Annotated in this window: 18 protein-coding genes; 13 read left to right on the top strand and 5 right to left on the bottom strand. The window is 62.1% G+C overall.

Annotated elements, in window-relative coordinates; all coding sequences use genetic code 11:
• Positions 1-4 precede the first annotated feature (4 nt).
• The gene (locus QN219_RS05810; protein ID WP_283998638.1) at positions 5-850 is read left to right on the top strand and encodes a UDP-2,3-diacylglucosamine diphosphatase; all 846 of its coding nucleotides are present in this window, start codon (positions 5-7) and stop codon (positions 848-850) included.
• 140 nt (positions 851-990) lie between these two features.
• Positions 991-2,211, top strand: a complete 1,221-nt coding sequence (locus tag QN219_RS05805) for an MFS transporter (RefSeq protein ID WP_283998637.1) — start codon at positions 991-993, stop codon at positions 2,209-2,211.
• Here the strand turns inward: QN219_RS05805 and dgcA are convergent.
• Entirely contained in the window at positions 2,163-3,146 is a 984-nt protein-coding gene (dgcA, locus tag QN219_RS05800; protein ID WP_283998636.1) for an N-acetyl-D-Glu racemase DgcA, read from the bottom strand. The two genes, QN219_RS05805 and dgcA, sit on opposite strands and share 49 nt — an antisense overlap.
• A gap of 203 nt (positions 3,147-3,349) precedes the next feature.
• Between dgcA and QN219_RS05795 the strand changes: the two genes are divergently transcribed.
• From QN219_RS05795 to QN219_RS05780, 4 genes are all read left to right on the top strand, one after another.
• A complete protein-coding gene (locus tag QN219_RS05795) occupies positions 3,350-4,504 on the top strand; it encodes an ABC transporter permease (protein WP_283998635.1) in 1,155 nt (384 codons plus the stop codon).
• A gap of 10 nt (positions 4,505-4,514) precedes the next feature.
• Positions 4,515-5,324 carry an ABC transporter ATP-binding protein gene (locus tag QN219_RS05790; RefSeq protein WP_283998634.1) on the top strand — a complete coding sequence of 270 codons (810 nt, stop codon included), beginning with the start codon at positions 4,515-4,517 and terminating at the stop codon, positions 5,322-5,324.
• A gap of 97 nt (positions 5,325-5,421) precedes the next feature.
• Complete coding sequence (locus QN219_RS05785; RefSeq protein ID WP_283998633.1) at positions 5,422-6,792, top strand: MlaD family protein; 1,371 nt, start codon at positions 5,422-5,424, stop codon at positions 6,790-6,792.
• Positions 6,793-6,879: 87 nt separating this feature from the next.
• Positions 6,880-7,497 (top strand): ABC-type transport auxiliary lipoprotein family protein, encoded by a 618-nt coding sequence (locus QN219_RS05780; RefSeq protein WP_283998632.1) that lies wholly within the window; start codon positions 6,880-6,882, stop codon positions 7,495-7,497.
• Between the two features lie 82 nt (positions 7,498-7,579).
• On the opposite strand, the gene QN219_RS05775 is transcribed toward QN219_RS05780, so the two are convergent.
• The gene (locus QN219_RS05775; protein ID WP_283998631.1) at positions 7,580-7,858 is read right to left on the bottom strand and encodes a BON domain-containing protein; all 279 of its coding nucleotides are present in this window, start codon (positions 7,856-7,858) and stop codon (positions 7,580-7,582) included.
• Positions 7,859-7,948: 90 nt separating this feature from the next.
• Positions 7,949-8,860 (bottom strand): oxygen-dependent coproporphyrinogen oxidase, encoded by a 912-nt coding sequence (hemF, locus tag QN219_RS05770; protein ID WP_283998630.1) that lies wholly within the window; start codon positions 8,858-8,860, stop codon positions 7,949-7,951.
• Positions 8,861-9,101: 241 nt separating this feature from the next.
• Between hemF and QN219_RS05765 the strand changes: the two genes are divergently transcribed.
• Positions 9,102-9,362 carry a hypothetical protein gene (locus QN219_RS05765; RefSeq protein WP_173513216.1) on the top strand — a complete coding sequence of 87 codons (261 nt, stop codon included), beginning with the start codon at positions 9,102-9,104 and terminating at the stop codon, positions 9,360-9,362.
• 186 nt (positions 9,363-9,548) lie between these two features.
• Complete coding sequence (locus QN219_RS05760) at positions 9,549-10,730, top strand: MFS transporter (protein WP_283998629.1); 1,182 nt, start codon at positions 9,549-9,551, stop codon at positions 10,728-10,730.
• Here the strand turns inward: QN219_RS05760 and soxR are convergent.
• Positions 10,727-11,200 (bottom strand): redox-sensitive transcriptional activator SoxR, encoded by a 474-nt coding sequence (gene soxR / locus QN219_RS05755; protein ID WP_283998628.1) that lies wholly within the window; start codon positions 11,198-11,200, stop codon positions 10,727-10,729. The genes QN219_RS05760 and soxR overlap by 4 nt on opposite strands.
• A gap of 80 nt (positions 11,201-11,280) precedes the next feature.
• On the opposite strand from soxR, the gene QN219_RS05750 reads away from it, so the two are divergent.
• Both QN219_RS05750 and QN219_RS05745 read left to right on the top strand, forming a co-directional pair.
• A complete protein-coding gene (locus QN219_RS05750; RefSeq protein WP_283998627.1) occupies positions 11,281-11,856 on the top strand; it encodes an NADPH-dependent FMN reductase in 576 nt (191 codons plus the stop codon).
• A complete protein-coding gene (locus tag QN219_RS05745; RefSeq protein ID WP_283998626.1) occupies positions 11,853-13,091 on the top strand; it encodes an MFS transporter in 1,239 nt (412 codons plus the stop codon). Before QN219_RS05750 ends, QN219_RS05745 begins: the two co-directional genes overlap by 4 nt.
• A gap of 17 nt (positions 13,092-13,108) precedes the next feature.
• Here the strand turns inward: QN219_RS05745 and QN219_RS05740 are convergent, their stop codons facing one another.
• Entirely contained in the window at positions 13,109-13,570 is a 462-nt protein-coding gene (locus tag QN219_RS05740; RefSeq protein ID WP_269283374.1) for a tRNA (cytidine(34)-2'-O)-methyltransferase, read from the bottom strand.
• Positions 13,571-14,039: 469 nt separating this feature from the next.
• On the opposite strand from QN219_RS05740, the gene QN219_RS05735 reads away from it, so the two are divergent.
• From QN219_RS05735 to petA, 3 genes are all read left to right on the top strand, one after another.
• Complete coding sequence (locus tag QN219_RS05735) at positions 14,040-15,893, top strand: ABC transporter ATP-binding protein (protein ID WP_283998625.1); 1,854 nt, start codon at positions 14,040-14,042, stop codon at positions 15,891-15,893.
• 251 nt (positions 15,894-16,144) lie between these two features.
• Positions 16,145-18,010, top strand: coding sequence for an ABC transporter ATP-binding protein (locus QN219_RS05730; protein WP_283998624.1), 1,866 nt, complete (start codon positions 16,145-16,147; stop codon positions 18,008-18,010).
• 363 nt (positions 18,011-18,373) lie between these two features.
• Entirely contained in the window at positions 18,374-18,952 is a 579-nt protein-coding gene (gene petA, locus QN219_RS05725) for a ubiquinol-cytochrome c reductase iron-sulfur subunit (protein WP_283998623.1), read from the top strand.
• The last annotated feature ends 1 nt before the right edge of the window (position 18,953 follow it).

The following is an 18,953-nucleotide window of genomic DNA, read 5'->3' as shown; positions in this document are numbered from 1 at the left end:
TCGCATGACCGCGGCATCGGTATCCCAACAGAACTCGGTTCGGAAACTGCGGACGCTTTTCATCTCCGACGTCCACCTGGGCTCCAAGGCAGCCAAGACCGACTACCTGCTCGATTTCCTGCGTCATCACGAGGCGGAAACGATCATCCTCGTCGGGGATATCGTCGACGGTTGGCGCCTGAAGCGTAGCTGGTACTGGCCGCAATCCTGCAACGACGTTGTCCAGAAGCTGTTGCGCAAGGCTCGCAAGGGCTCCCGCATCATCTACATTCCCGGCAACCATGACGAATTCATGCGGGATTTTCCGGGCGTGCATTTCGGCGGCATCGAGGTGGCGCAGCGTCACATGCATAAAGGCGCCGACGGGCGCAACTATCTCGTCCTGCACGGCGACGAATTCGACGTCGTGGTGCGCAATGCGCGCGTGCTCGCGTATCTCGGCGACTGGGCCTACGACATGGCGATCGCCATCAACATCGGGCTGGCGGCGATCCGCCGTCGCCTTGGCATGCCCTATTGGTCGTTCTCCTCCTGGGCAAAGCTGCAGGTCAAGCATGCGGTGAATTTTATCGGCGAGTTCCAGAAGGTCGTTGCGGAGGAGGCGCGCCGTCACGACGCACAGGGCGTCATCTGCGGCCATATTCATCACGCGGTGATCGAAGAGATCGATGACGTCCGCTACATCAACACCGGCGACTGGGTCGAAAGCTGCACGGCGATCGCCGAGCATTACGACGGCAGGATGGAGCTTATCACCTGGCACCGGATGGGTGGCGGCCTGGCCGAGGTGGAAAGCTCGAGCGAGGCCGAAAAGATGCTGGCACAGGTCCTCTCGCCACAGGCCGCCTGACCCTTTAGGGGTGCGGGGCCGAATGCAAGGGCAAGTTTTCCCTCGCTCTTTTTCCCGAGACGCACCTGTGGCGAAAACTAGCTTATGGTGGGCGGCGACGCGGTTGTGCTAGAGATGGCCCACAGCCATCAGGTCACTCCATGATTCCCTCATCCGCGCCCTCGAACGTGGGGCCTCCGCCGCGCAAGTTCGCGCTCCGCATAGCGCTGCTTTTTTGTGCGCCATTGATCGTCAACGGCTTTGCCATGCCGTATTTTCCGGTCTGGCTCAGCACGCTGTCGATGAGCGATTTCGAGATCGGCGTCGTTCTCGCCGTGCCGATGTTCATTCGCGTCATCACGGCACCGCTCGCGGGCTTGCTTGCGGATAGGATCGGCGAACGGGTGATCGTGCTGATCTGGTCAGCCGTCCTGTCGCTCGCGACGGCCTTCGTTCTTTTCTATGCGCAGAGCTTCTGGCCCGTGCTCATCATCTATGCGCTGCAATCGGCGGTCTATTCGCCCTATGTCCCGATCGTCGAGGCGATCGCGCTTTCAGGCGTGAGGCGCTGGGGCTTCGATTATGCTCACATGCGCGTCTGGGGATCGGTGGCCTTCATCGGTGCGACCATGCTTGGCGGCTGGATGATCGGCAGATTTGGCGGTCCAATGGTGCTGCCGGCAATGGCCGTGGGCTTCGGACTTATGGTGCTGATGGCCCTCTTGGCGCCGCGGGTCGGCCGGCCGCGGCGTCCGTCGCCGATCACGGCACTGACCGAGCCACCGCCGCAATCGCTGCGCCAGCCCGACCTGCAACTGCTCCTGATAGGCGTCACGATGGTGAACAGCAGCCATGCGATGCTCTTCGCCTTCTCGGCCATCTACTGGCAGCATATCGGCTACAGCGGCACGCAGATCGGAGCGCTCTGGAGCGCCGGCGTGGCAGCCGAGGTGCTGATGTTCGTTTTCGCCAAGGCCATCATCCGACGCTTCAGCGTCTGGGCGATGATCTTCTCCGGCTGCGGACTTGCCGTCGTGCGCTGGCTGATCTTCCCGATGGACCTCGGCTTCTCCGGCTATTTCGTCCTGCAGTGTTTCCACGCCTTCACCTATGCGATCATGCATACGGGCATGCAGCACAAGCTGGTGGAGAGGGTCGCGGAAGAGCAGGAGGCTTCGGCCCAGGGCCTCTACTTCTTCTACACCGGCTTCTTCACGGCGATTTTCACGTTCCTGTCCGGCTATTTCTATGCCTGGTTCGGCGTCGACGGCTTCTATTTGATGTCGGCGGTCGCCTTCATCGGCTGCTGTTTCGCCTTTGCCGGCTGGTATCTTCAGCCCCAGAGGTTGGCCTCAGGCGGAAAGACGAGAGAAGCCTCGTAGCGCAGGCCAGGCTTGCGATCTTCCGCAAGCAGGAGCGGACCGTCGAGATCGACGAAATCGGCGCCCTGAGCGACGAGCATTGCCGGCGCCATGGCAAGCGAGCTGCCGACCATGCAGCCCACCATGATCTTGAGCCCGAGCGCCTCGGCCGCGGCGCGCATGCGAAGCGCTTCGGTCAATCCGCCGGTTTTGTCGAGCTTGATGTTGACCGCATCGTAGCGTCCGGTAAGGTTTTTGAGGTCATCGGTCCCATGCACGCTTTCGTCGGCGCAGACCGGAACCGTGCGCGTGATCGAAGCGAGCGCCCGATCACGGCCTGCCGGCAGCGGCTGCTCGACGAGAGCGATGCCGTTTTCCGCGCAAGCTGCGAAATGGGCGGCGAGATTGTGCTCCGTCCAGCCCTCGTTCGCATCGAGGATGATCCGGCTCTCCGGCGCCCCCTGACGGACGGCGCGGATGCGCGACGTGTCGTCCGCTGTGCCGACCTTCACCTTCAACAGGGCGCGATGCGCGTATTTTTGCGCCTGCGCCATCATCTCCTCCGGTTCGCCGAGGGAGAGGGTGTAGGCGGTCGTCAGCGGGACGGGAGCGGCGATGCCGGCCAGCGCATAGGCGGGCATGCCGCGTTGTTTCGCCTCCAGGTCCCAGAGGGCGCAGTCGACCGCGTTCCGGGCGGCGCCGGGGCGCATGTCCTTCTGCAGCTCAGCGCGCGTCACTCCGCTCTCGATCGACGGACGAACCGCCTCGATCGCCGCCAGAACCGATTCGAGCGATTCGCCATAGCGGGCATAAGGCACGCACTCCCCCCAGCCGGCGACCTCGCCGTCGCTGATTTGGCAGGTGATGACGCTCGCTGTGGTCTTCGAGCCGCGAGAAATCGTGAAAACACCGGCGATCGGAAAGTGTTGGACGGTCGTCGTCAGGAAATGTGGCATAGGATCCTCTCCGCCGGGCCTTATGGATGACATCACCGCCATCACCCGCTATGACGTTCTGCGTTTTAGAAGCGCATTGGACAGTGTATCTTTTCAGCCGCACAAAGGTCGCTGTACGACTTTGAATTTCTGCACGATTTTGTCCTTAAATCGAATCTGGTTTAAGGAATTGTGCAAAGGCCAACCGGGAAGACCAGGATCACGTGACGCGTTCCTCATCCAAGATCGCTGCAGATGTCACGCTCGACGAGAGCGCGAGAGAGCAAGGCAAGCGCTACGTCTTTAGCGGCAACTGGCGGCACGAGACAGCCGAGGCGATGGCCGCGAAGCTGAAGAAGCTTGGGCGTCCTTCCGGCGGGCGATATGAGTTCGATTTTTCCGGCATTACGGCGATGGATACGGCCGGCGCCTGGATCATCCGCCGGTTCATGAACGGCATTGCGGGCGAGGCCGGCGCGGAAGTGCATTTCGCGAGCGGCGGCCAGCGTTATGTCGAGCTCGTGCAGGCGCTGCCGGAAAAGTTGCGCCCCCCGGAACGCGACACCACGAGACTTCCGCTTTTCCAGCGGCTGTTTGCGCCGATCGGCGAGGTAACCGTGTCTATATGGACCGACACGGTCGCGGCGATGTTCATCCTCGGCTCCGCCGTCCGCGGCGCTCAGTTGAAGCTCGGGCGTCATGCGGGCGTCTCGCCCGCCGCGATCGTGCACCAGATTGACCGCATGGGCGTCATGGCGGTGCCGATCATCACGCTCATGTCGTTTCTGATCGGCGCCATCATCGCCCAGCAGGGCGCCTTCCAGCTCAGGTCCTTCGGCGCCGAGATCTTCGTCGTCGATCTTGTCGGCATCCTGCAACTGCGGGAAATCGGCGTGCTGCTCACCGCGATCATGATCGCCGGCCGGTCGGGCAGTGCGATCACCGCTGAAATCGGCTCGATGAAGATGCGCGAGGAGGTCGACGCGCTGAAGGTCATGGGCCTCAGCCCCGTCGGCGTTCTGGTTTTTCCGCGCCTCGTGGCGCTCACGATCGCGCTGCCGCTCCTGACGATCATCGCGAACTTCGCGGCGCTGACCGGGGCGGCGCTCGTTGCCTGGAGCTATTCAGGCATTACGTTCCCGACGTTCCTGGCGCGGCTGCAGGAAGCTGTCGATTTCTCGTCGGTAGCCGCGGGTATGATCAAGGCCCCCTTCATGGCGCTGATCATCGGTGTGGTGGCGGCTGTCGAGGGCCTCAAGGTCGGCGGCAGCGCGGAGTCGCTTGGGCGGCGTGTGACCTCGTCGGTCGTTAAATCGATCTTCGTCGTCATTCTTATCGACGGGTTGTTCGCCATGTTCTACGCGGCAATCGACTTCTGAGGCATGCGGCATGATTGAAGCGGTAATGGAAAAATCGGACGAAGCGGCGGAGCGGCGCGAAGCCGTGCTTTCCGTTCGTGACCTGACGGTCGGTTTCGGCGATAATATCGTTCTCGACAAACTCAATCTCGAGGTGTTGCGCGGAGAGATCCTCGGCTTCGTCGGGGCTTCCGGTACGGGCAAATCGGTACTGATGCGCACGGTGCTCAGGCTCTTGCCCAAGCGGTCCGGTACGATCGAGATCCTGGGCGCCGAATACGAGAAGATGAGCGAGGCCGACCGCATCGCGCTCGACATGCGCCTTGGCGTGCTGTTTCAGCACGGTGCGCTTTTCTCCGCGCTGACGGTGCGCGAAAATATTCAGGTGCCGATGCGCGAGTATCTCGATCTGCCGCAGGATCTTATGGACGAGCTTGCGCGGCTGAAGATCGAGCTGGTGGGCCTCGCGCCGGAGGCGGCGGAAAAATATCCGTCTGAGCTCTCCGGCGGCATGATCAAGCGCGCGGCACTTGCGCGTGCTCTTGCGCTCGATCCGGATCTCGTCTTTCTCGACGAGCCGACCTCGGGTCTCGATCCGATCGGTGCGGCGGAGTTCGACGAGTTGATTGCCAAGCTGCGCGACACGCTGGGATTGACGGTGTATATGGTGACGCACGATCTGGACAGCCTGTTCTCGGTTTGCGACCGGATCGCGGTTCTCGGGAAGAAACGCGTTCTGGTTTCCGGCACGGTTGAGGATATGCTCGCCTGTGAGGAGCCATGGGTGAAATCCTATTTCCGTGGCAAGCGGGCGAGGTCGATCGTTCGCGAGCATGAGTGATGCGCGCACGGCGCATGGTGGTGACAAGCTTCGGACAAGCCCGTTTGTCGAAGCAGTATGAATGAGCGGCTGGTTGTCGCGAAGGTAGTCGGAGCCAATGGAAACCAAAGCGAACTATGCCATTGTCGGCTTCTTCACGGTGTTCGTCATCGCGGCCGCATTCGGATTCGTCTACTGGATGTCGCAGTACGGCCGAAGCGGTGAGATGGTCGAGCTCGTGGTCAATATACCGGGTTCGGCCAACGGCCTGTCCGTTGGCTCACCGGTGCGTTTCAACGGCATCAATGTCGGTACCGTTCGCAACCTCGCGATCGACGCGAATGATCCACGCTTTTCGATTGCCATCACCGAGGTTTCGACGGACGCGCCCGTGCTCAAGTCCACCAAGGCTACGCTCGAAGTGCAGGGGCTGACCGGTGCCGCCTATATCGAACTCAGCGGCGGCAACAAGGGCGACGAGAACATCCTGAAGACCGCCATCGAAAAAGGGACGCAGGCACACATCCTCGCCGACCAGTCGAGCGTTACGAGCCTGCTGGCGACCGCGGACCAGATCCTCGACCGGGCGAACAACGCCATTGGCGACATACAGGGCTTCGTCACGGAAGTACGCGGTCCGCTTACCACGACGATCGGCAATGCCGAACGCTTTTCCAAGGCGCTTGCCGACAATTCCGGCGCGATCGACGACTTCCTGAAGAGCGTCGGGGAGCTCTCGACGACGGTCAGCGCCGCGTCCAAGAAGCTCGACACGACGCTTGCCAGCGCCGACGCGTTGATCAAATCGGTGGACCCGAAGAAAATCGATCGCATCGTCAGCAATGTCGAGCAGGTGAGCAACGACCTCAAGGCCGCCTCCGGCGGCGTTTCGGAGACGATCGCCACCTTCAGGCGAACCGTGGAAAGCTATCAGGAGGTCGGCAGGAGCGCCCAGCAGACGTTGAAGCGCGTCGATACGCTGGTCGCATCGGTCGATACCCAGAAGGTCGAACTGGTCGTCAACGACATTTCGGCCGCGAGCGCCGATGCTCGCAAGACCGTCGCCCGGATATCCGATTTTGCGGAGAAGATTTCCGCACGGCAGGAGGATATCGACCAGACGATTACCGATTTCACGGAGATGTCGAACAAGCTGAACGCGGCGTCGAAACGCGTCGACGGCATTTTGGTCAAAATCGATGGCTTCCTCGGCGATGCGGACGCGCCGTCGCTTTCCGCCCAGGCGCGTTCCACGCTTGAGGCCTTCCGCAAGATGGCCGACAGCCTCAACGCACAGATTGGTCCCATTACAGAAAACCTGAGGCGCTTCTCGAATTCGGGGCTGCGGGACGTGGAGGCACTCGTCACCGATACGCGCCGCACGGTGCAGAGCCTGGAGAATACGATTTCAACCTTCGACAAAAACCCGCAAAGACTGCTTTTCGGGGGCGAAACGGTAAAGCAGTATGATGGCCGCACGCGACGGTGATTCGCGCGTTGATCGAACGTTGCAAGCGGCATGCACCCGACGGGTTAGGCTGGAAATTGCGCCGGAGTGGATGGGGATATTGGCTGTATGAATTTTCGGGGGCTGGTAGTTGTGCGTAGGGGGAAGGCGACCCGGTCCGCCGTAATCTTCTCATTGGCGATGGCACTCGCGGGTTGCGGCACGCGCGCAGCCGTCAACGACACGTTCAGTCTTGCATCTTCGCCAATCGTCCGGGGACAGGCATCGACCAGCAGACAGATTCTCGTGCCCGAGCCGACCGCGCTCCAGACCCTCAACAACAATCAGATCGTCATCCGGCTATCCAGATCGGAACTGCAATATCTCGCCAGGGCGCAATGGGGCGACCGGCTCCCGAGGATGGTGCAGGACAAGCTCGTCCAGACCTTCGACAACACCGGGAAGGTGGGGGGCGTCGGCAAGCCGGGCCAGGGCCTTGCAATCGACTACCAGCTCCTCACGGAAATCCGATCCTTCGAGATCTCCACAGAAGGGGCGGACACGGCGGTCGTCGAGATCTTCGCCAAGCTGCTCAACGATCGCGACGGCACTGTCCGGACGCAGCGCGCTTTCCGTGCCGGCGTGCCCGTGCGGGGCGCGAACAGCCCAGCCTTCGTCGCCGCCCTCGACGCGGCCTTTGCCCAGGTCGCTGCGGAGATCGTCAGCTGGACGCTCGCGTCCATCTGAACTCCAGTCCAGTTATTCCTGAACTCCAGTCCACGTCTTCGCCTCCCGGCGGTTAGATGATGGCTCGATCCGTGGGCGGCGCTTAGCCCGTGCCGCCTTTCGAAAGCTCGATGTGGTTGATTACTTCTTCAACGCCCTCGACCGCCTTTGCCGCTTCCTCTGCGCGGACCATTTCCTCCCTGGTCGCCACCGTTCCGCCGAGCACGGCCGTGTTGCCCGTGACGGTGACCGTAACATCAATGGCGTCTAGTCCAGGCGAGACCGCGAGACAGTGCGCGACACGGCGTTCGAGTTCAGCAGGATGCTCCGCCGGTTGTCTCTCCGGCTCGTTGCCGAAGAATGTCCGTTTCTTGAAAATCATGCGCCGATCCTTCTCTCTTGCGGAAAGAACGCCGGCCGCGGGGTTTTGTTCGCTCGGCCTTGTTCGACGCCCGCGACGCTGCTGTTCGCGTCACGGCCAGCGCACCACCGGGGGCAGGGAAGAGAGGATCGATTCGACGTTCCCGCCGGTCTTGAGGCCGAAAATCGTGCCGCGGTCGTAGAGCAGATTGAATTCGACGTAGCGCCCGCGGCGAACCAGCTGCTCGTCACGATCCTCTTCCGTCCACGGGGTATTGAAATTTGCCCGGACGATTTTCGGATAAACGAGAGCGAAGGCCTTGCCGACATCGCGTGTAAAGGTGAAGTCCGCCTGCCAGCCGCCCAGTTCATCCGGCGAATGCAGCCAATCGTAGAAGATGCCGCCGGTGCCGCGCGGTTCGTTCCTGTGTTTGAGGAAGAAGTACTCGTCGCACCATGCCTTGAATTTCGCGTAATCGGCGACCGTATGGCGATTGCAGGTGATTTCCATTGCCCGGTGGAAGAGTAGCGTGTCCGGGTCGGTCATGACGCGCCGACGATCGAGAACGGGCGTGAGGTCGGCGCCGCCGCCGAACCAGTGGCTCGTCGTCACGACCATGCGGGTGTTCATGTGCACGGCGGGGACATTGGGGTTCACCGGGTGGGCAATCAGCGAAATGCCGGACGCCCAGAAGCGCGGATCCTCGCTGGCGCCGGGGATCTGTTCGCGAAACTCCGGCGAAAACTCGCCATAGACGGTTGATGTGTGGACGCCGACCTTCTCGAAGACGCGACCCTCCATCATCGACATGCGGCCGCCACCGCCGGCTCCGTCCTCGCGCAGCCAGTCCTTGCCGACGAAGCGGCCCGGCGGCTGGTCGGAAAGCGGTCCGGTCAGGTCATCCTCGAGCGTCTCGAAGGCCGCGCAGATCGTGTTGCGCAGGCTTTCGAACCAGGCTTTCGCCTCGGCCTTCTTGTCTTCGATGTCAGCAGGCAGGCCCTGCGGCAATTGCGGTCTTTCCATGGGAATTCAGCTTCCATTCGCGGCCTTTCGCGCGGGAAAGCCGCCGATTCGAGTGGTTTCGCCACAGTTCATATTTTTGCCCGGATGGCAACGGCGCGACCTTACCAACAGACTAGCGCAGGAATGGGCCGAGATTAGAAATGATCTCGCCAATCCGGGTCGCCCGCGGCGCAGGACGGGTTCCGACGAGGGCTGGCAATCGCGCGGCAGTCATCCTATCTTCCTCATAGAGGTATGGCCCATGGCAAAGATACCCGCAGGACCGCCGCTTGAAGGTTTGCGGCGTCAGATTGCCCGGCACCGCCGGGAGAACCCCACGCGGAGCGACAGGCTCTTCGTGCGGGAGACGTTTCGGCTCGAGCGAAGCGCCGCCCGCGCCAAGGCGCGCGAATGGTTCGAGACTTGGCCAAAGGCGGCCTATTGGACCGAGGTGGAAAGCTGGCGCCAGCTCGACGGCGATGAGATCGAGTTCACCATGCGCCGGCTGCCGAGCGCCGACTGATCGCCACCAACTTCGCTTGGCATTTACGACGCCTCCGACGGTTTTCGCTTGCATGTGACGATCGCTATGCCCTCGCGAAAATAAGGGGCGCGCGGGAAACATGGTCGCCACAGCGCGACCTTCGCGCTACAAGTGGGGGGCGTCTCGTCCGAGCCGCCCCGTCCTCATTCAATACCCGTTGATTCCATGCTCGTCTTTCGTTCGGTCGTCGTTCTGTCGGCAACGCAAATCATTGCCTGGGGCGCCATGTTCATGGCCATTTCGGTGACGGCCGCCGACATGGCCGGCGATCTCGGCCTGAACCAGTCGAGCGTCTATCTCGGTCCAACCGTCATGCTGGTGGCGATGGCGTTGTGTTCGCCGCCGCTTGCCTCAATCTATGCGCGGCACGGAGCGCGGCGGGTGTTGGCCCTCGGCTCGATTTTTGCGGCCCCCGGGCTTTGGCTGCTTGCGGGAGCGCAGGGGCCGTTCTCCTACTTTGCCGCCTGGATGATGCTTGGCATGGCAGGTGCTGCGACCTTGACAACCTCCGCCCATGTCTTTCTCAACGAGATAGCGGGTGAGGATGCCCGGCGCGCTATCGGTGCGCAAATGGTCGCCATGGCACTCGCGCCAAGCCTCGCCTGGCCGGCCACCGTCTATCTGGAGGTTCTGTTCGGTTGGCGCGGCACCTTCGTGCTTTATGGCGCGGTGATGCTGCTTGTCTGCGCGCCGTTGCATTTCTTCGCCCTGCCGAAGACTGCGGCACGTGCCGGCGCGCTCAAAACCCGGTCGCCAGAGGCTTCCAGCCGGCATCAAACAAGACACAACCGGCTCGTCACCGCGCTGATTACAGCCGCCGTCGCGCTGAACGGCTTCGTCACCTGGGGCTTCCAACTGGTGGTGATCGACCTTTTCCGCAGCTTCGCCGTGCCGGATTATCTCGCCGTAGGCTTCGGTTCGGCGATCGGTTTTGTCCAGCTGTCGGCACGGCTTTTCGATTTCCTCGGCGGAAATCGCTGGGACGGCCTGACGACCGGCCTGGTCGCGGCGGCCGTCATGCCGCTCGCGCTGTTGGTATTGATTCTCGGCAATGGAGCCGAGTGGTCAATCATCCTGTTTCTCGCGCTCTATGGCCTGTCGAGCGGCGCCATGTCGGTCAGCCGGGCGACGATGCCGCTCGTATTCTTCACGTCAGGACACTATGCCTCGGTAATGGCGCGCCTCGGTCTTCCCCTCAATCTCGCCTTCGCGGCAGCCCCGCCCTTCTTCTCGTTCGTTCTGGGCGAAGCCGGAAACCGGTGGGCGCTTGCAATTGCGCTCTTCTGCTCCTTAGGCACGCTGGCAAGCATGGTCGCGCTTGACCGCATGAGACCGTCTCGGCGTTAATCCGTTCCATCCATCGGATCGATCAGACGCGGGCCTGCTCCTTCACCGCCGAGCATATCGTAAGGGTTGCGTAGGGGACACTCGCGCATCGAAAGGCAGCCGCAGCCGATGCATCCCGTCAGATGGTCGCGAAGCGCCGTCAGCTTCGCGATGCGCTCGTCCAATTGATGCCGCCAGGTCATCGAAAGTTTCGCCCAGTCCTCGACGGTCAACGGCCGGTCGTGGGGCAAGACGGAAAGCGCCGATTGGATCTCGGCCAGCGGAATGCCGGTGCGCTGGGCGACCTTGATCACGGCCACGCGCCTGAGCACGGCGCGCGGATAGCGCCGCTGATTGCCGCGGCTGCGGTTGCTTCTGATCAGCCCCTTGGTCTCGTAAAAATGGAGCGTCGACACCGGAAGACCGCTGCGTTCGGCAACCTCGCCGACGGTCAGTTCCCGCGCGAAATCACCGGTCCTGCCTTTTTCCATGGGATACTATTGACCTCAACTATGGTTGAGGTTCTATAGCATGAGCTCCCTGATTGCGACAACAAGGAGCTGATACCAACATGACAGAGAAGATGACCCTTGCCGTGATCTACGGCAGTGCGCGGCAGGGCCGATTCTGCGATACGGTCGCCAGTTGGCTCATCCGAGAAATTTCGACATCCAGCGTCTTCAGCCTGACGATCATCGATCCAGTGAGACTGAGAACCTCCCGCGGTGCCGAAAAGGCGGTCGATCCGGCCGAATGGATGGAGCGAAAGGTCGCCGAGGCGGATGCCTTCATCGTCGTCACGCCCGAATACAATCACGGCTATCCGGCCGCCCTGAAGGAACTGATCGATTCGGTCTACGAACCGTGGCACGCAAAGCCGGTTGCCTTCGTTTCCTACGGCGGCGCATCCGGCGGCATCAGGGCCGTCGAGCAGCTCCGCCAGGTCTTCGGCGAACTTCATACGGTTACCATGCGCGACGGCATAAGCTTTTCGAAAGCGTGGTCGAAATTCGATGCGGCCGGACATCTTTATAAGCCCGAGGAAATGCGCGCGCCGCTCTTCCTGATGATGGACCGGCTGACCTGGTGGGCCCGCACGCTGAAAAACGCACGCAAGACGACGCCGTACAGCGAGATCGCGGCATGAGCGGTCCAACCTTCCACGCAGCCCCCGCCGCGCAGGGGGTGCTTTCCGCCGCAACCAGGGCCCGCAATCTGACGCTTCTCTGCGTAAGCGCATTGACGATCATGTCGGGCGCCACGATCTCCGCATCCTTGCCCGGCATCGAAGCCCGCTTCGCGGAAATCGAGGGCGCTGCGCTCCTCAGTCGGCTGATGCTGACGCTCCCGGCGATCTTTATCGCCGGGCTCGCGCCCGTTGCCGGCGTCATTGCCGACCGGTTCGGTCGGAAGCGCCTGCTGCTTCTTTCGCTCGTCATCTTCGCGCTGGCCGGATCGTCCGGTCTCGTTCTTGACAGCCTTCCGGCCTTGCTCGTCGGTCGTGCGGTGCTCGGCATTTCCGTCGCGGGCATCATGACGACGGCGACTGCGCTGGTCGGTGATTTCTTCGAGGGCGCTGCACGTGATCGTTACATGGGATTTCAGGCCGCCTTCGTCGGCATTGGCGGCGCCTTCTTCCTGTCGGGAGGCGGACTGCTCGCCGACCTGCATTGGCGCGGACCTTTCGCGATCTATTGCCTGGCTTTCGCGCTGTTGCCGGCAGTCCTGTCGCTCATTCCGGAACCGGCCAGGGCCGATGCTTCCCGCGTGGCAGACGTCAAACCGGGACCAGGTTACGGCTTCGCATTGCCGCTTGCCCTGGTGCTGCTGGCGGCGGGCCTGCACTTTGCGATCTTCTACATGCTGCCGACGCAACTGCCCTTTTATCTGAAAAGCCTTGGCATCGCCCAGCCGAGTCGTGCCGGCATCGCGATCGGAGCAGGGCAGGTGGTCGGTGTCGCCGCGGCGCTTTCCTTTTCGCGGGTGAGAGGCCGGATCGGCCGGATGGGCGTCTTTGCCCTCGGTTTCGCGGCGCTCGGCGCCGGCTATGTTGGATTGGGAAGCGCCCAGTCCTATGCGGGCATTCTTGCCGCCACGGCGATAACCGGGATCAGCATGGGGTTGATGACGCCGAACCTTTCAGCCTCGTTGCTGGCGATCGCGCCGCCGGCGCTGCGCGGCCGACTTTCGGGAGCCCTGATCGCCAGCATCTTTGCCGGCCAATTCATATCGCCGCTCGCAAGCCAGCCGCTTGTGCGCAGCTGGGGCTATGCGGCTGCCTTTACGGGCGCCGGCATATTGCTCGGCGCGCTCGCCTTGGTCTGCCTGGCAAGCCGGATGCTGGTCGTCGTCCGGCCGCGACAACAAGAGGATAGGGCATGATGCTTTTCGCGGTCCGGTCAGCCTGGCTCGGTTTGGCGGATGGCTTCGCCGACGATCATGGCGGCCGAGATGGCGATATTGAGCGAACGCTGGCCTGGCGCCATCGGGATGACAACCCGCCCGTCGGCGCGCTCGTGGACGTGATCCGGCACGCCGGCGCTTTCGCGCCCGAACAGCAGGAGATCGTCCGGGCGGAAGCTGAAGCGCGTATAAGGCTCCGCCGCCTTGGTCGAAGCCAGCACGAGGCGCCTGCCGGTGGTCGCCCTCCAAGCTTCGAAGCGCTCCCAGTTGACGTGGCGGGTGAGGGTGACGGCCGCGATATAGTCCATGCCGGCGCGCTTGAGGTTGCGGTCCGAAAGATCGAAGCCGGCCGGTTCGATGATGTCGACCGCAAGGCCGAGACAGGCCGCAAGCCGCAGGATCGTGCCGGTATTTCCCGGAATATCCGGCTGGTAGAGCGCGATGCGGAGATTGTTCATGGGCTTTCACCGGAACGTGATGGGGCGCAGAAAAGCGACGGCTTGTATGACAGTGAATTGCCCCACGATCCACCCATGGCTTTGCGGTTGAACGATACATTCTGCATCGCTGCTTTTGCGCTCGCTAATCTGTGCCGTATCGGCAACAGCCGATACGGCGATCATAAAATGAGCAAGAAAATACCCGCGACAATCTGGCGCGGGGGCGCGAATAGGTTTACAGCTCGCTCATCTTCAACGCGAACCGATGGAGGCATGCATGCATATTCCGATGATGACACGCCTCTGGGCCGGGTCCTTCCTGGTCTGACCGGTTCCGCGCCCTTTCTTTCTATCGATCGATTGACGCGCGCTCCGGTTCTCCGGAGGTCGTAGCTCGCTCTGTGGGCCCCATTTCCGGTTTCGATTTTTCAAGATAAGAATGCGGGGCGACCCGCCTTCCTTCAAAATACTATGAAGGAGCTCGAGAATGTTTGGCTGGTTTGAATCCCGCCTCAATCCCTATCCGGCGGAAGCGCCGACGCTTCCGCCAAAGGGCCTTTTTGCCTTCTGCTGGCACTACACGAAGCCGGCTGCTCCCTGGCTCGCGATCATGTCGGTCTGCACCATGCTGATCGCAATCGGCGAGGTGGCGCTGTTCCAGTTCCTCGGCAACATGGTCGATTGGCTCTCCAGTGCCAACCGTGAAACCTTCCTGGCCGCCGAAGGCGGCAAGCTCTTCTGGATGGCGGCGCTGATCCTCATCGGTCTGCCGGCTCTGGTCGCGATCGATTCATTCGTCATGCATCAGGTGCTGCTCGGCAACTATCCGATGATCGCCCGCTGGCAGATGCACCGTTACCTGCTGCGCCAGAGCATGACCTTCTTTGCCAACGAGTTCGCAGGGCGTGTGGCCACGAAGGTGATGCAGACGTCGCTCGCCGTGCGCGAGACGGTGATGAAGATCCTCGACGTCTTCGTCTATGTCGTGAGCTATTTCGCGACGATGCTGATCGTCGTGGCGGCAGCCGATTGGCGGCTGGTGACGCCGCTCGCCGTCTGGCTCGTGGTCTACATCTCCATCGTCACCTACTTCGTGCCTCGGTTGCAGAAGATCTCGAAGGAGCAGGCCGACGCCCGCTCGATGATGACGGGCCGTATCGTCGACAGCTACACCAACATCGGGACGGTCAAGCTGTTCTCACATGCGGGGCGCGAGGAAACCTACGCTCGCGCAGCGATGGACGAGTTCCTCGACACCGTTCACCGGCAGATGCGGAAGGTCACGCTTTTTCATGTGTTCGTCTACACGAACAACAGCCTGGCGCTTTTCGCGATCAGCGCGCTTGGTATCCACCTGTGGCTGACGAGTGCGATCTCGGTTGGGGCAATCGCCATCGCGATCGGCCTTGCGATGCGCATCAACGGCATGTCGCAGTGGATCATGTGGGAGGTGTCGGCGCTGTTCGAGAACATCGGCACGGTCTATGACGGCATGGGCATGATGACCAAGGCGCATGACATCGTCGATCAGCCGAATGCAACCATGCTGAAGGCCGACAAGGGCGCGATCAGCTTCGACAATGTTCGCTTCCACTACGGCAAGGCGAAAGGCGTCATCGACCGGCTGTCGCTCGACATCCGCCCCGGCGAGAAGATCGGCCTCGTCGGACGGTCTGGCGCCGGCAAGACGACGCTGATGAACCTGCTACTGCGCTTCTACGACCTGGAGGCGGGCTCGATCCGGATCGACGGCAAGGATATCTCCACCGTTACCCAGGATAGCCTGCGCTCGCAGATCGGCGTCGTTACGCAGGACACCTCGCTGTTGCATCGCTCCATACGCGATAACATCGCCTATGGGCATCCGGAAGCGACCGATGCAGACATCATTGCTGCGGCGAAGAAGGCAAACGCCTGGGACTTCATCCAGGCGCTGGAGGACAACCTTGGCCGGCGAGGTCTCGATGCGCAGGTTGGCGAGCGCGGCGTCAAGCTCTCCGGCGGCCAGCGGCAGCGCATCGCGATCGCTCGTGTCTTCCTCAAGGACGCGCCGATCCTGATCCTCGACGAGGCGACATCGGCGCTCGATTCGGAAGTCGAAGCGGCGATCCAGGAAAACCTGTTCGCGCTGATGGCCGGAAAGACGGTGATTGCGATTGCACACAGGCTGTCGACATTGACCGAGATGGATCGCCTGGTGATCCTGGAGGCCGGTCGTATCGTCGAAACGGGCTCGCATGGCGAACTCGTCGCCAAGGGCGGGCTTTATGCCGATCTCTGGTCGCGCCAGTCCGGCGGCTTCATTGCCGACGAACTGGAGAAGGAAGAGGCGGCGGAGTGATCCGCCGCTTCCATTGGCGCATTGGCAACAAACGGTTAAAGCGGTTTTCTCGACAGCGCCGCGCGTCTCAGACGCGCAAAGGACGCCGTAGCACTTTGAATTGCTGCATCTTTTTATCCTTAGATCGCTACGATTTAAGGAAACATGCAGTCGTCCGTTCGGGCGAATAGCCGTGCGAATTCACGTATTTGTAATGTAGCCTGCACCGGAAATCGTTTGCCGCCGTTTCACAACCACCTATATCGGAAAACATGCTGCGGGCCATCGTCACCACCTTCGAGAACTGGATCAAGCCCTTCGCGCCGCGGGAGAGCCTGCAGCCGCCAGAATCGCTGTGGGGGTTCGCCTGGTTCTACGCAAGCCAGGCGAAGGGACCATTCCTCGCCATGGCGGTGCTCGGGAGTCTGGTGGCGATGCTGGAAGCCGGGCTTTTCTATTTCGTCGGCCGGCTGGTCGACGTGCTCGACACTGTTCAGCCGGAGGCCGGGTGGAGTGGGCTGATTTCCGCCAACGGTCCGGAACTGCTCTTCATGCTGTTGACGGTGCTGGTGTTCCGCTTTCTCGCGGTTGCGCTCGCCGCGCTCGTCGAGGAACAGGCGATCATCACCGGTTTTCTCAACCTTGTCCGCTGGCAATCCTACGTCCATGTCGCGCGCCAGTCGCTGACCTTCTTCCAGAACGACTTTTCCGGCCGCATCGTCACCAAGGTCTGGTCCGGCGCGCAAGCCACGAGCGACCTCATCGTCTCGCTGCTGCAGGTCGTCTGGTTCATAGTCATCTACACGGCCTCGACCATGGCGCTGATCGCCCAGCTCGACTGGCGGCTCGCGGCAATGGTGGCGTTCTGGGTTGGGATCTTCCTTGCGCTCGCCCGTTATTTCGTCCCCCGGGTGCGCAAGCATGCCCGCGAGACGGCCGAGATGGCGTCGATGCTCAACGGTCGCATGGTCGACGCCTATTCGAATATCCAGACGCTGAAGCTCTTCGGCAGTGACGAGGAGAACGACCGCTACATTCGCGCAGGCTTCGATCGGTTCCAGGGAGCGGTGATCCCCTTCACGCGGTTGCTGACGGCCGTGCGGTCATCGTTGGCACTGCTGTCCGGTCTGATGATCACGGCCATTGCCGTCTACTCGATTCATCTGTGGCTCGCCGGCTCCGTCAGTTCCGGCGCGGTTGCGTTCACGCTGGCGTTGGTGCTGCGCCTCAATATGCTGCTCGGCCGCATGATGTCGCAGTTCAATGCGATCATGCGCAACATCGGCACGATCCAGAATTCGGCCGAACTCGTATCGAGGCCGATCGGCCTCGTCGATCGGCCGGGCGCGCCGAAGCTCATGGTGAGTCAGCCGGAGATCCGCTTTCAACATGTCACGTTTCACTATGGCAAAGGCAGCGGCGTCATCGACGATTTCTCGCTGGTGATTCAGCCGGGCGAGAAGGTGGGCATCGTCGGCCGTTCGGGCGCCGGCAAGTCAACGCTCGTCAACCTCTTGCTGCGCTTCTACGACCTCGAGGGCGGACGCATTCTGATCGACGGCCAGGACATCGCCGCGGTCCGTCAGGAATCGTTGCGTGCCCATGTCGGCATGGTCAGCCAGGACACCTCGCTTCTGCACCGGTCGATCCGCGACAACATTCTCTTCGGCCGGCCTGGCGCGGCCGAGGCGCAATTGATCGAAGCAGCGCGCAAGGCGGAAGCCTACGATTTCATCGTTAATCTGCAGGACCAGCGTGGCCGAACGGCCTTCGACGCACATGTCGGCGAGCGCGGCGTGAAACTCTCCGGCGGGCAGCGACAGCGAATAGCGATCGCCCGCGTCATGCTGAAGGATGCGCCGATTCTGGTTCTCGACGAGGCGACCTCGGCACTCGACTCCGAAGTGGAGGCGGCCATCCAGTCGAATCTGGAGCGCCTGATGGAGGGTAAGACGGTGCTCGCGATCGCCCATCGGCTGTCGACGATCGCCGCGCTCGACCGGCTCGTGGTTATGGACAGGGGACGCATCGTCGAGGACGGCACCCATGCGGAACTGATCGCCCGCGGCGGGCTCTATGCGGACCTCTGGTCGCGTCAGTCCGGCGGTTTTCTGGCGCGGGAAGAAGCGGCAGAATAGGGCGGCCAAACGCCGCTCGTCCGCCGTCTGCGACACCTTGCCGGAAACCACCTGCGACCCCGTCAAGTCCTTGTGCCAATTGGTCGCGCCTTTCCCCGCGACAATCTGCCCACATCCCCTTGTCAAGGCTGGACATAATTTGCGATCAAGCATAGAACGCGCCCGATTGACGGGGAATCTGCGTGCAGTGCATGCGCAGAATTTTCCGGGTTCTGGTGTTCGGTCTATGCTTGTCTCGGCAAGCCGGGTAGGGCGCCAGCGAGTTGCTAGGGCGTGGTTCCTCGGCTCGGGCGAAGGCCTGAACAGGAATCTCGCCGGGGCGGATGCGGTTTCCGCAACATTGCGTGAGAGGATGGTTTAGCCGTGAGCGAACACGACACTTCAAGCGAGACCTTGGGCGAGCCCACTCGCCGCGACTTCCTTTACCTGGCCACCGGCATGGCTGGCGTCGTCGGCGCCGGCGCGGCCGCCTGGCCGTTTATCGACCAGATGCGTCCGGACGCATCCACACTTGCGCTCGCTTCGATCGAGGTCGACGTTTCAAGCCTGCAGCCCGGCATGTCGCTGACGGCGAAATGGCGCGGCAAGCCGGTCTTCATCCGCAACCGCACGGACAAGGAAGTGGAGGACGCCAAGGCCGTTCCTCTGGAAGAGCTGAAGGATCCGGTTGCGCGCAATGCCAATCTTGCTGCCGACGCCGCGGCCAGCGATCTTGATCGCTCCGCCGGGGAGGGCAAGGAAAACTGGATCGTGATGATCGGCTCCTGTACCCATCTCGGCTGCGTTCCGCTCGGTCAGGCGGGTGACTTCGGTGGCTGGTTCTGTCCCTGCCACGGCTCGCACTACGATACGGCCGGCCGCATCCGCAAAGGCCCGGCACCGGAAAACCTCCCCGTGCCGACCTTTTCGTTCGTTTCCGACACAGTTATCAAGATCGGTTGAG

Source organism: Sinorhizobium sp. 8-89, assembly GCF_030124325.1.
Taxonomy (GTDB): Bacteria; Pseudomonadota; Alphaproteobacteria; order Rhizobiales; family Rhizobiaceae; genus Sinorhizobium.
The sequence above is the reverse complement of the archived record's forward strand: the minus strand, read 5'-3'. Positions and strand labels throughout refer to the sequence as shown.